The organism is Acinetobacter modestus, assembly GCF_014636095.1.
GTDB lineage: Bacteria > Pseudomonadota > Gammaproteobacteria > Pseudomonadales > Moraxellaceae > Acinetobacter > Acinetobacter modestus.
The window spans coordinates 1-13619 of the sequence record NZ_BMDV01000010.1; the positions used below are offsets into that span (position 1 = coordinate 1).

Genomic DNA, 13619 nt, shown 5'->3' on the forward strand with positions numbered 1-13619 from the left:
TTATCAATCAATCCAAGAACCTAACTAATCTAGCCAAATCCTTGTTTCTCAACAAGTTTTTATCTGCATCACCGCCGATGGATGTGCATTCTACAGCATTTCAGTGGGGATACAACCCCCTTTTTTATTATTTCTTTTTGAACGATTGTTTTTCAGGCTAAATCTGCTTTTTTAGTGATAGATCGTATATTTTCCACACTAAATCAGCAGTTTTAGACTTTTTGGTCGCTCATCTTTTCAGCATTAAGCTGATGCTGAAAAGCCTATCGTTTGAGAAACTTGATATTTCACAGCCATTTCATCATTTAAATGCTGCAATATTTCATCGGCATGTTGAAATGGATGAAAACGGGCTTGTCTAATAATCACAGCAAAATCTCCTGCGCATAGGCGGTTAAGCTGTTTTAGTTTGACTGAGATCTGCTGTTCATTGATTTCAATATTCAACTGCTGGCATACTTGCTTAAATAACTGCAAGCGTTGTGTATAAGTTAAATAGTCAAAATGGATTTTGAAATCAAAGCGGCGCAAGGCAGCTTGATCAAGATCATCAAAACGATTGGTCGTCGTAATCATAATCCCACTAAAGCTTTCCATTTGTACAAGGAACTCATTCACCTGAGCAATTTCCCAAGACCGAACTGCATTGCGCCGATCCTGAAGCAAACTATCAACTTCATCTAGCAGTAAGACCGCTTTTTGCTCTTCAGCTTCAGTAAATGCTTTTGCTAGATTTTGCTCCATCTCGCCAATATAGGGTGACTGTAGGTCTGAACCTCGCTTAATCAGTAAAGGTTGCCCAATATAATCCGCTAACCAACGCGCAAATGCTGTTTTGCCCGTACCTGATGCACCATATAAACATAGTCGCCCAAAGCCATGTTGTTTAATCCCTGCTGCAATCTGCATCATGTTGGCTTTGGTATTGATATAGTCCAAATCATAGAATTTGGGTAAACCCGCACTATCATAGAACTTCACTCGCTGATGCCCTTGAGCCACCAATGTATTGGAAACCAGTTGCAGCATGGTATTTTGAACGTGCAGGCTTTGATTGGCACGTTTTGCTGTCTTAGCCACACGATAGGCACGGCGCAATAATGCTGGTGATAAATGAGCGGCATTTGCCAAAGCTTGCTGATGCTGATCACTGAGATGATCACCACAGTATTGCTCAATCATCTTCATTCTTTGTTGTTTAGGTGGAATCGTGACCTCAAGGATCAGATCAAAACGGCGTAAAAATGCTGCGTCAATCTGATCAGAATTGGAGACCCAAATGGCTGGGGTACGATTCTGCTCTAGTATGCGATTGACCCAAGCCTTTCGGCTTTGTGCCGTGCTTTTCATACCCGCGCCTTTTTCTGTGTCATTAAATACATCTTCAACTTCATCAAATAACAATAAAGCGGTCTGACTATCGAACACACTTTGTGCAGCACGATATGCACATAACCGCCCTGTTGCAGTAATGGCATCACCATTCTCATCTTCACAGGCTATTTCAAATAGTTGTACTTTTAATGCCTGAGCAAGTACTTTACACAACTGCGTTTTACCTGTGCCTGAGCTGCCATAGATAAAAATATTGACACCCAATTGTGCCTGTTGTTTCACCTGTTGAAGATAGGCAAGTAATACATCCAATTGTGATTGGAGATGAGGATAATCCTCCAGCGCTAATTCAGCCGCTGCGCTTTTATTAATCGTACCAACAAATAAGTCCATCACATCATTGGCTTTGACCAATAATTTATCCACCAACTGAGCAGAAACCAAATCCAATTTACTACGCAAATAACTGCTATATTCACGCTGTAAATGAATGAGTCCGCTTCGATGTAAGCATCCCTGTACTGCCAATGCCTGACGTACATCTTCATAAGGAACTGCCAAAATAATCGCTAAAGCTTTCATACTTTTTGCGGCGGTTAACGTACCCAAATGATCTGCAATATCATCGAGTAATTGTTCACTATGTACCAATACCACAAAACCGAGAATTAAACATTCAACATCATTTAAGCCCAACAGTTTTTGCAGCAGTTTCAGGTTATATGACAATTCCGCACTAAATTGAGCAGGATTTTGTACCTGTACAATTTCAGCTCTCTGATGCAATTGAACCAATTCCTGATGTGCCAGTTGTGAATTAAATTGTTCACCCAATAAAGCTTCAGAAAAGCCTAAATGTTTAGCAATCCATTGATGACTAAAACAATTATCATTGATAAATTCTTTCGCACCACCGAGCTCAACCAAAATACGTAATGCCCATAATTTTGCTAAAGGGTGTACTTCAGTTAAATATCGGTCTTCCTCTTGCTGAATATTTTGCATAAAAGGGTTATTCATAAAATCATTCATATTGTTTTGATATTATTTCTAAATGTCGTGCAGATTTAATCCTTGCCATTTTTATTTAAAGGCAATAATCATCTACAAGAACATATTAATTCTTGGGAAATAAGATTTAAATTTTTTACTTCAATTAAATTTAGATAATAGAAAATATTATCCTGTGTTTAAATAAAGCCGATAAAGTATGTTATTAGACGCATGATTTCTCTCCCGAAGATGGCATACAGCCAAACATTCTTAAAACCAACAATCCGTAATTGCTGTGTATTGGGTTAATCAAGATATTATGGTCATCCTGCAACCAGTCATTGTTTTTGGACAATCTTGTCAAAGGCAACGGTACAAGATCAATATTGAAGTGAGTGGAGTTAAATAAAAGTCATTTTAATATTTAAGCGATTGACGCTTGATTTTGGCGTTATTCTAAAATGCTTATTATAAGATCGCAAGAGGTTTTATTGGGTATTTATAAAAAAATAATGCCCATTTTAACAAATGAGCATTATATAAAGATCATTTAAAAGTTAAATTAATCGGTAAATGTCACACGAGCAATCGCTTTTTTACCCGATTGGATGATTAAAGTGACATTCTCTTTTACAGAGAAGCTCATATCAACCACATTCCAGTCAACTTTAACCGCACCACGACCCACGGCATCTTTTGCAGCAGCTGCATTCGGATTTAAGCCTGCCACTCGAAGAATGGTTGCAATAAATAACTCACCACCAAACTCACCACGAGAAATCGTCACTTCTGGTGTATCTTCAGGTACTTCGCCTTCTGTGACACGGTTACCTGCACTCTTATGTGCATTTTCAGCAGCTTCGGCATCATGAAAACGTTCAACTAGCTCAAGTGCTAAAATACGTTTGATTTCTTGCGGGTTACGACCCGCAGCCATTTCATCTAGCAAGACTTTGATTTCATCCAATGACTTAAAGCTCAATAGATCAAAGTAACGTTCAATCAAGCTATCTGGCATCGACAGGATTTTTTGATACATCGCACCTGGGGTGTCAAATACACCAATATAGTTGCCTAAAGATTTAGACATCTTATTGACACCATCTAAACCTTCAAGGATTGGTACAGTGATGCAGACTTGTGATTCTTGACCATAACGACCTTGTAAAGTACGTCCCATGAGCAAGTTAAAGGTTTGGTCTGTACCACCTAACTCAACATCCGCTTCAAGCGCAATCGAGTCATAACCTTGTACCAATGGATAGAGGAACTCATGAATCGCAATCGGTTGATGGTTATTATAGCGCTTAGTAAAGTCATCACGCTCTAACATACGTGATACGGTTTGCTGACTTGCCAATTGAATTAAATCAGCCGCAGTTTTTTGGCTAAACCATTCTGAGTTAAAACGAACTTTGGTTTTCTTTGGATCTAAAATTTTAAAAACTTGTTCTTGATAAGTCTTGGCATTGGCAAGTACTTGCTCTTGCGACAACGGCGGACGTGTTGCGCTTTTGCCTGTTGGATCACCGATCATGGCGGTATAATCACCAATCAAGAAAGTGACTTCATGTCCCAAATCTTGGAAGGTTTTTAATTTATTGATTAGAACCGTATGTCCTAAGTGTAAATCAGGAGCCGTTGGGTCAAAGCCTGCTTTTACACGGAGTGGACGATTCTCTTTCAGTTTTTTCAATAAATCTTCATCAGAGATAATCTCGTGCGTGCCTCGTTGAATGAGAGCAAGCTGTTCTTCGGCTGGCAAGAAATTTGACATCACAAAACCTAAACACATCAGTTATTCAATTTGTGCGATATACTAACATTTTTTCAGCATCTTGCAGGATAAGTTGTATATGAGCGCGATCTATATTGGTGTAATGACAGGCACGAGCATGGATGGTGTTGATATTGTTGCAAGTTCATTTGACCCTTTAACGCTGCATGCCACGCTGACTGTGCCTTTTGAGCCTGAATTACGTGATGAATTAATGGCTTTAACGCTTCCTGACGACAATGAAATTGATCGTATGGGTAAAGCCGATGTCGCTTTGGCGCAAATGATTGGACATGGCATTAATACGCTGATTGAAAAGAATAATTTAGATTGTAATCAAATCAAGGCGATTGGTTCTCATGGGCAAACTATTCGTCATCGCCCTGAGCATGGCTTTACCTTACAAATTGGTGATCCAAATATCATCACTGAAATTACTCAACTCCCTGTCGTTTCTGATTTTCGTCGTCGTGATATGGCCGCAGGAGGGCAAGGTGCTCCTTTAGTACCAGCTTTCCACCAAGCATTGTTTCAGCATGAGAGTATCCATCGTGTCATTTTGAATTTAGGCGGTATTGCCAATGTCAGTATGTTGCCTGCAAACAATGCGGACGGCGTATATGGATTTGATACAGGTCCAGCCAATATTTTGATGGATGCATGGTGTCATCGTCATACAGGTCATCCATATGACGAGAATGGTGACTGGGCTGCATACGGCAATCCAATTCGCTCATTGCTAGATCGTTTACAGACACACGAATTTTTTGCCAAAGAACCTCCGAAAAGTACGGGTCGTGAAGACTTTAATTTAGAGTGGTTGGATGAGCAGCTCAGCGATTGGCGAAGTGATTTAGAGTACGATGAACTTGAAGATACGCCAGAGAATGTTCAAGCAACCTTAATGAAACTGACAACTCGTGCAATTAAGAAAGCAATTTATCGCAGTAAAGATGCTATGCCGACAGGTGAAATTTATGTCTGTGGTGGTGGCGCATATAATTCATATTTACTTGAACAACTACGCTGGCGTTTGCGCAAGCATAATTGGTCTGTGCAAACCACAGATGCGCTGGGTCTTGCTCCAACGTGGGTTGAAGCCACAGCATTTGCATGGTTAGCGATGCGTTTTGTAGAGCAACTGAGTGGCAATTTGCCCGCTGTAACAGGTGCATCAGGTGGACGCATTCTCGGCACAATTACAATCGTATAGTACATAAAAAACCTCTCAAACTATTGAGAGGTTAATTCTCTAAATTCATCCAATTTTCTTATAACAATATCTTCTTCAAATATTCAGGCAATTCATATAATTCACTTTTTTCTGCATTATCAAATTCTTGCTGGAATTTATCTCCATTTTTTGTCGTTATACAAATTTTTTTCACCAATAATCCATTACACTCTATATCTTGTATCAAGTCCAAAGGAATTTTAACAGCATCTAAAGTAGAGACATCCTTTCTTAAATATAAGTTTTCTTTGGTAACCAATAAAGAAATATGTGAAGATTTAAAGAAAGAATCATCATAACAAAGTAACACCTGACTTTCATCAAGATTAAATTCTTCTTTTATATCCTTTATAAAGCAAGACTGAATAAATGGTTTAATGGATAACCGTTTACTCTCTTTAAAAATAGAATTTTTATGTCGATTTGCTTTTTCAAGCAATGATTTTTCAGCATCATTTGATTGTTTACTCAGAAAACCAAATAGATTATTTCCAGTATGTTTTTGTTCTTGATCTTTTTTATTCTTAAGATTTGTTTCTAAAGTAGTTAAAATACTTTTTTTAAATAAAAGTAAAATTTTTTCCACATAATTTGCTCTATCATCTAACTCTTCTGCACTTGTTTCTTTAGTTGCCTTCCGTAGACGCATAATATCTACTAAACTATCCCCCAACCCCTCGAAAACAAGCAACTGTCTACCATTGGAAACATCAATTTCATTTAAATACAAAATTGAATTTATAATTTCCATAGAATATAAATCATTATAATCTATAATAACTTTTCTCTCATCTTTCCAGATATAAATCGCATATCGAGTAAAAATTATATTATGAACAATAAATAATATATCACTAATAGAATTCTCTAATCCAAATTTTAATAATAGACTGTGAACTTTTTCATTATTAGGAACAGGATGTACAAAAAAACTGTAACTTCTTTCGTTTATGAGACTTGTAGAGTAATTCATCTCTAATTGTAATAAAAAAATCTTCCATCTTTCAGCTTGACCATCGACAACCAATTATCATAATATAGCTAAATTTAAAATTAGTATCTACTTTTATTTTTCATAACTTTATTATGCGGCACGGGGACCAATAAATATGATTATAGCTATTATCATTGCATTAATTATAACCTATTTCTTATTTTTTACTGATGAAAATGTAAATCCCCCAAATCAACCACTATAGAAGATATACAAAAAGATCCTATTAAACAAGAACCAACATTAATTGAAATTCTATATCCACTGATTGATATATTATGTCACTATTCGACAATTATAGATAAAGAATGGACATCTGAAAAGGTTAGAAATATTAAAACAATATTTGAAAAAGATTGTTCAACAGAAAACCAAATGTCTCTACTCAGAGATCGAATTAAACTAAATGCGAATGCAGGTGTTAAACCACCTGTTAATTTATCAATTTCAAAGTATTTAGCACTTAACCCTGACAATGATTCTAAAATAAGTTTGTTTCAGCTTTTAATTAATATTCTAGGCAGTCAAAGTCATGATCAGCAATTAGTTATTAAAATTAGCCTTGATTTTTCAGAAAAAATAAATATTCCTTATTACTATGCTACAGAAATATTAAAAGAATTTGGCTATTTTATGGAGGATGACCACAAAAAACATTCTAATAATACCAATTACCATGAGCCCGAAGATAACAAAGACATAACATGGGCATTTAAAGTTTTTAATTTAGAAGGAGATACATCGAATTTAACAAGAGAAATGATTAGCAAAAAATTCCAACAAAAAATTAAGGAATTTCATCCTGATAAAAATGGTTCAGTTACAGATGCTGTTCGAGAAATACTCAATCAAAAAACATCTGATTTATATGATGCTAGAGAAATTTTATTAAATTATATCTCAGAGGTTTGAGATTTCGAGATGACACTTAGAACCGCTCAAACCACAAACGAAGGGCGAATACCATTCGTATTCACCCCTCCTATATCATTTTTAAATTGAAAATGAAGAACCACAGCCACAAGTAGTCGTTGCATTCGGGTTTTGAATAATAAAACGTGAACCGTCGAGACCTTCGGTATAGTCTACAACTGAACCCACTAAATACTGATAGCTCAGCGAGTCCACCAACATTTTAACGTCACCATTGGTAAATTCAGCATCATCTTCATTAACACTTTCAGCGAAATTAAAACCATAAGAAAAGCCTGAGCATCCACCACCCGTTACATAAACACGTAACATCAAGTCGTTATTCCCTTCACTTTCGCGTAATTGGCGAACTTTGTTGGCAGCATTATCTGACAATTCAAGAGCTTGGGCATTCATGGTAGATATTCCTCAGACTTCAATACGTCTTTCATAAATAAAAGACCCGATATTCAGTATAGCATACTCAATATCGGGTCTGTATTTGAAGTTTAAAGTGCGATTAAGGATTTTTTAACAGATTATTTATAATTCTCTTCCTGTAAAGCACATTCAAAATTTTTGGCATCTTCGCGACAACGGAATTGCCATAACAACTTCATCATACGCTTATCGTAAATTCCTTTTGCTGTAAGGTTAATACGTGCCTCACGCATTAGCTTTTGATAGCCAGGTTTATCAGCAGGAGGTACTTCCATCCAGTATTTTTGTGGAATATCCGCTTTCATTTTACCCAAGATACCAAAAGCACGTGGCAATTGTGCCTTCACCCATTCTCTTGATTTTTGACCAAAACCTTCTGGGAATTTATCAGGATGAATAATTAAGTTACCAGTTACCTGTAAAATTGGATAATTGACAATCGCCCCTTTAGTACCTAAACCTTTGTAAAGTTCTAATGGTTTAAACGCGGCAGCAGGTGCACCAATGATGTCAACCTGACCATTATTAAATTTAGCACCAAAATTAGTGATATCTGAACTTACAGCTTGAGCACCCACTTGTGAAGCCATAATTTTTTGTGCTTCATCATAGTCTAAAACCGCAATTTTTTTACCTGCAGCTTTTGCAACGGTATTGATATTACGGTCATTTACTAATAAATATGCATCACCAATCGGAATCACACCAGCCACTTCATATTTGCCATTGACCATCGCTTTAGCAAAAGTTGGACTGGCTAAACCTTGCATCACTTTTACAGCAAGCTTAAGGTCGGTAATAGCACCAATTGCATCTAATGAGCCTGTAAATGGATTGAATTGGCGGCCTCGCATACCTGTAATACTGACACCATCACATTTTCCTGCTTTAAAATCTTCAGCAATTACAGCTTCATTCGTCGCTACTTTGAGTTCAATATCTGCACCCCAAGTTTTAGCTGCAAGCTGATAATCTTTCATTAATGCATATACATCGCCGCTTTTACCTACGATGTCAAATACACACATTGTTTGTTTTGCTTGAGCTGCAACAGAGACAGCTGCTATGCCTGTCGCAAGCAGTAAAGGCTTAAACCATTGCATATTATTTTTCCTTTGCATCTATATTGTTTTGTTGCGAAACATTTACGTATATGAAGGGCAACGTTCTATCCTAATAAGGTCTTCAAATGAATATATGTTTAAATACGGTCGTTTTTAATCTTCCTGATTAAAACATATTTTAAATCTTCTCGATTTCATTTGGTTTTTTTATATGGGTATGATTGCGATATTTCTATATAAAGACAATGACTTAAATGACAAGCACTTAAAAACAAAAAGCCTAGAAAAATCTAGGCTTTAAGTTACTTTTATAGCATTTGATGATTATTCACCAGGCAATGCACATTCAAAGTTAGCTTTGTCTACTGAACAACGTGCTTTCTTCAATACTGACATCATACTAGCATCATAAATACCACGTTTAGTCATTTCTAAACGACCATCACGCATTAGTTTTTGATATTTTAACTTGTCTTCAGCAGTTAAGTTCATTTTGTATTTTGCTGGAATTTCAGCTTCATAACGCTTGATCATTGCGAAAGCTTTTGGAAGTTGCTTCACAAAATAATCACGAGATTTTTGGCCAAAACCAGCTGGGAATTTTTCTGGGCGTAACACAAGATCCGCAGTAACTTGTAATACTGGGAAGTTAAACATCGCACCGTTAGCACCTAAGCCTTTGCTTAACTCTAATGGCTTATATGCATAAGCAGGAGCGCCTACCATATCTACTTGGCCATTGTTAAATTTAGCAGCAAAGTTAGAAATATCGGAAAGTACAGCTTGTGCACCTACGCGTTGTACCATAATTTTTTGCGCGTCGTCATAACCCAATACTGCGAATTTTTTACCCGCTGCTTTTTCGATTGAGTTAATGCTCTTATCACGCACGAAAATGTAAGCCGCGCCTAATGGAGCAATACCACCAACTTCGTATTTATTACCACCAAGGTTAGTTACCATTTTTGCAGCATTACGTTCATCTAGAACATAAGTAATCGCGCGTTGAGCGATCTCATTACTTGGCGCACCGCCTAAAGAGTCAATAGAACCCGCAAACTTGTTATATGGACGAGCACGCATTGCTGTCATTGCTACAGCAGCACATTTACCCGCTTTAAAGTTATTATCAGCGACTTGTTCATCTGTGATTGCAAGAAGGTTTACATCAGCGCCCCAGCCTTTTGCTGCAAGTGCCCAGTCCTGCATCATTTTGTATGATTCACCTGACTTTCCTAATAAGTCGAATACACACACATCAATTGCTGCTTGAGTAGAAGCAGATACACCTAAGATTGAAGTTGCTGCAATAGCTAACGCAATTTTTTTCATATTTTTCATCCTTCCACAAACTTTATGTTTGTCTCCTTGTTCGAAGCAAATATTAATCATGTTTTTCAAAAAAAAATAGAGCTTGTGCTCTATTTTTATGTCAATAATGTTTATTTTTTGTCCTGTTTTATCTCATTCACTTATTTTCATAAACATATTTGTTATAAGTGATGACTTTCGTTAATCAATTTATAAATTCAGGAACAAAAACTATAACTATTCGCCACTCAAAGAACATTCAAAGTTAGTGCGTTCAACCGTACAACGTGCTCGTTTTAGGACGTTCATCATGCTGGCATCGTAGACCCCTTGTCTGGTCAAATTCATTCGTCCATCACGCAACATTTTTTGATAGCGAATTTTATCTTCACTAGACAATGTAATTCTTTTTGCATTCATACCTGCTTCTAAGCGCTGTACCATTGCGAAGTTACTTGGCAATTTGTTCACAAACCATTGTCGAGATTGGGTACCAAAACCATTTGGGAATTGTCCAGGGCGAATAATTAAATCTCCCGTGATATTCACAACTGGAAAATTAAATAATGCACCATTTGCTAAACCTTTACTAATTTCTAAAGGTTTATATGCATATGCTGGCGCAGCAATTACATCAACCTGACCACTATTAAACTTCTTCACAAAATCTGAAATATCAGAGGGTACAGCAACAAGATTTATGCTTTCAACGATAGTTTTTTGCGCTTGATCATAATGTAAATACGCAAATTTTTTGCCTTTGGCCTTTTCAATCGTATCTAAATTTTTATCACGTACGAAAATATAAGCTAAGCCAACTTGAATAATACCAACAACTTCGTATTTTTCACCATTGGTTGTTGCAGTTAAACGGTGTTGATTACGCTTATCAAGCACATAAGTAATTGCTTTTTGTGCAATCGCATTGCTAGTCACCGCGCCTACAGCATCAACAGATCCTGCAAATTTATTATATTTACGAGCACGCATCGACGTCATATAAACCCCGTCACATTTACCCGCATCGAAATCTTTCTCCGCTTTTTCTTCATCTTGATAAGGGGTCAGCTCAACATCAGCTTGCCATGTTTTTGAGGCAAGCTTCCACTCTTCAACAAGTTTGTAAGACTCGCCAGCTTTTCCCAATAGATCAAATACACAAATTTCTTGTTTTGCCTGTACAGGAGTGGTCATGACAAATAGAGTCGCAGCACTCAATGCCCAAATTCCTTTTTTCATCTTGTTTTCCCTTATTTGCTGTTTTTGCATATTTTTCCACCAAATTGAGACAAATATAGTCAAATTCTGCCCAAAAACCTAGTGTATTTATCGACATACGTCGATTTTTTATGTTTTTTTTACAAACTACATCACATTTTCACAAATGTTTTGATGAATATTTTTTATGGAGTGATCATTTATCAAAAATAATCACTCTATTTAACTTATATTACAAAAGCGAATTATTCGCCTCCTAAAGAACACTCAAAACTTGTTCTTTCTACTGTACAACGAGCACGTTTTAATACACTCATCATAATTGGATCGTAGACTCCTTGTTTGGTTAAACGAATACGGCCTTCTCGTAAAATTTTCTGGTAACGCACTTCGTCTTCCTTCGGAAGATTCAACTTATATTTATTTGGAATCCCATTTTCGAGACGTTTCACTAATGCAAAACTTCTTGGTAATTGATCAACATACCACTCTCTTGATTGTGCAGCAAAATTCGCTGGGAATTTCTCTGGACGAATAATCAAATCACCCGTAATGTTGACCACAGGAAACGAAAACATTGCACCACCTTTTGAAATTCCTCGCTCAATTTCTAAGGGCTTATATGCATAAGCTGGCGAAGCAATCACATCCACCTGATAGCTATTAAATTTTTTAACAAAATCTGAGATTTCAGAAGGTACGGAAACCATTTCCAAACTATCAACAATCTCTTTTTGTGCAATATCGTATTGCAAGTAGGCAAACTTTTTACCCTTTGCCTTTTCGATAGTATTTAAATTGCGGTCGTGTACAAATACATATGCCAAACCAAATTGTAAAATACCAGCAACTTCATAATTCTGATTATCGACATTAGCCAATAAACGACGCTTATTTCTCTTGTCCAAAGCAAAACTAATCGCTTTTTGCGCGACATGATTACTGGTTACTCCACCAATCGCATCAATCGACCCTGCGAAACGATTATATTTACGAGCACGCATCGAGGTCATATAAACAGCATCACATTTGCCAGCCTCAAAATCATTTTGCGCTTTTGCTTCATCTTGATAAGAGAGCAAACGAATATCTGCTTGCCATCCTTTAGCTGCAATTGCCCATTCTTCAGTAATTTTAAATGTTTCACCTGCTTTACCAAGTAAATCAAATACACATACATTTTGTTTAGCCTGAACTTGACCAGTTGCACTCATACCCATAAGTGCTAAGCCAGCCAAAACAAACAACCCCTTTTTCATTTCGTTTCCCTGCAAAAAAATCAAATTATCAAACACACAAAAAACTAAAAAATTATTCTCCACCAAGGGTACATTCAAAATTGGTACGTTCCACAGTACAACGCGCACGCTTTAAAACGCTCATCATACTGGCGTCGTAAATCCCCTTTTTAGTTAAACCAATTCGAGCTTCACGCAAAATTTGCTGATAACGCATTTTGTCTTCATTGCTCAGATTAATTTTATATTTCGCTGGTAGTTCAGCCTCAATTCTTTGGATTAATGCAAAATTATTATTCAAACGATTCAAGAACCAAGTTCTCGAGTTTTGACCAAAGTTGCTTGAGAATTTTTCAGGACGAATAATCAAATCCATCGTCATGTTGACAGCTGGAAAAGTAATAATTGCCCCCTCATTTCCCAAACCTTTAAAGAGTTCTAATGGTTTATAGGCATAAGCTGGTGCGGCCATAATATCTGCTTGGCCATTGTTAAATTTTTTAGCGATATCAGAAATGTCAGAAAGAACCGCTTGCCCACCAAGGCTTTTAACAACGATTTTCTGGGCTTCGTCATAGGCGAGAACAGCAAATTTTTTACCTTTGATTTGCTCAATGGTATCCATTTTTTTATCTTTAACGAAAATATAAGCCAAACCAATTTGTGAAATGCCGACAACTTCGTAGACCTGATTACCTATACTACTGGTCAGACGACGTTGATTACGCTTATCTAAGGCAAAACTAATGGCTTTTTGTGCAATCGCATAACTCGGCACAGCACCAATCGCATCGACAGAACCTGCAAATTTGTTATAACTACGCGCACGCATAGACGTCATGTATACGCCATCGCATTTGCCTTGTTCAAAATCATTCTCAGCTTGTGCTTCACTTTGATAGCTAATTAAATGAATGTCAGCGCGCCATGTTTTTGCAGCCAGTGCCCACTCTTCCATGGCTTTGTAGGCTTCACCAGACTTACCCAATAAATCGAAAACACAAATTGTGGTTGAGGCATTTACCTGAGTATTTAAACCCAAAAGTAGCATCGCCCCTAATGCAAGAATTCCATTCTTCATTCATAATCCTGTTTCTATATT

At 36.9% G+C, this 13619-nt stretch carries 11 protein-coding genes; 2 read left to right on the top strand and 9 right to left on the bottom strand.

Going from position 1 to position 13619, the window contains the following annotated elements; genetic code table 11:
- Positions 1-243: 243 nt before the first annotated feature.
- Both IEV17_RS15825 and tyrS read right to left on the bottom strand, forming a co-directional pair.
- Positions 244-2367, bottom strand: coding sequence for an AAA family ATPase (locus IEV17_RS15825; RefSeq protein ID WP_004660587.1), 2124 nt, complete (start codon positions 2365-2367; stop codon positions 244-246).
- A gap of 523 nt (positions 2368-2890) precedes the next feature.
- Positions 2891-4123, bottom strand: coding sequence for a tyrosine--tRNA ligase (gene tyrS / locus IEV17_RS15830; RefSeq protein ID WP_155757110.1), 1233 nt, complete (start codon positions 4121-4123; stop codon positions 2891-2893).
- Between the two features lie 61 nt (positions 4124-4184).
- Between tyrS and IEV17_RS15835 the strand changes: the two genes are divergently transcribed.
- Positions 4185-5318 carry an anhydro-N-acetylmuramic acid kinase gene (locus IEV17_RS15835; protein ID WP_004660583.1) on the top strand — a complete coding sequence of 378 codons (1134 nt, stop codon included), beginning with the start codon at positions 4185-4187 and terminating at the stop codon, positions 5316-5318.
- A 58-nt stretch (positions 5319-5376) separates the two neighbouring features.
- Here IEV17_RS15835 and IEV17_RS15840 read toward each other — a convergent pair whose 3' ends face one another.
- A complete protein-coding gene (locus tag IEV17_RS15840) occupies positions 5377-6366 on the bottom strand; it encodes a hypothetical protein (protein WP_004660580.1) in 990 nt (329 codons plus the stop codon).
- 342 nt (positions 6367-6708) lie between these two features.
- Here IEV17_RS15840 and IEV17_RS15845 point away from each other — a divergent pair, with 342 nt between their 5' ends.
- Positions 6709-7245, top strand: a complete 537-nt coding sequence (locus tag IEV17_RS15845; protein ID WP_004660578.1) for a hypothetical protein — start codon at positions 6709-6711, stop codon at positions 7243-7245.
- Between the two features lie 81 nt (positions 7246-7326).
- On the opposite strand, the gene erpA is transcribed toward IEV17_RS15845, so the two are convergent.
- The 6 genes from erpA to IEV17_RS15875 all read right to left on the bottom strand — a co-directional run bounded on the left by erpA (position 7327) and on the right by IEV17_RS15875 (position 13598).
- Complete coding sequence (gene erpA / locus IEV17_RS15850; protein WP_004660576.1) at positions 7327-7662, bottom strand: iron-sulfur cluster insertion protein ErpA; 336 nt, start codon at positions 7660-7662, stop codon at positions 7327-7329.
- A gap of 122 nt (positions 7663-7784) precedes the next feature.
- A complete protein-coding gene (locus tag IEV17_RS15855) occupies positions 7785-8789 on the bottom strand; it encodes a putative solute-binding protein (protein ID WP_004660574.1) in 1005 nt (334 codons plus the stop codon).
- Between the two features lie 285 nt (positions 8790-9074).
- Positions 9075-10082, bottom strand: coding sequence for a putative solute-binding protein (locus IEV17_RS15860; protein WP_004660573.1), 1008 nt, complete (start codon positions 10080-10082; stop codon positions 9075-9077).
- A gap of 216 nt (positions 10083-10298) precedes the next feature.
- Positions 10299-11300: a putative solute-binding protein gene (locus tag IEV17_RS15865; protein ID WP_004660571.1), complete on the bottom strand. Its 1002-nt coding sequence runs from the start codon at positions 11298-11300 to the stop codon at positions 10299-10301.
- 224 nt (positions 11301-11524) lie between these two features.
- On the bottom strand, positions 11525-12538 hold the full coding sequence (locus IEV17_RS15870; protein WP_004660569.1) for a putative solute-binding protein: 1014 nt from the start codon (positions 12536-12538) through the stop codon (positions 11525-11527).
- Between the two features lie 52 nt (positions 12539-12590).
- Positions 12591-13598 (bottom strand): putative solute-binding protein, encoded by a 1008-nt coding sequence (locus IEV17_RS15875; protein WP_004660567.1) that lies wholly within the window; start codon positions 13596-13598, stop codon positions 12591-12593.
- Positions 13599-13619 lie beyond the last annotated feature (21 nt).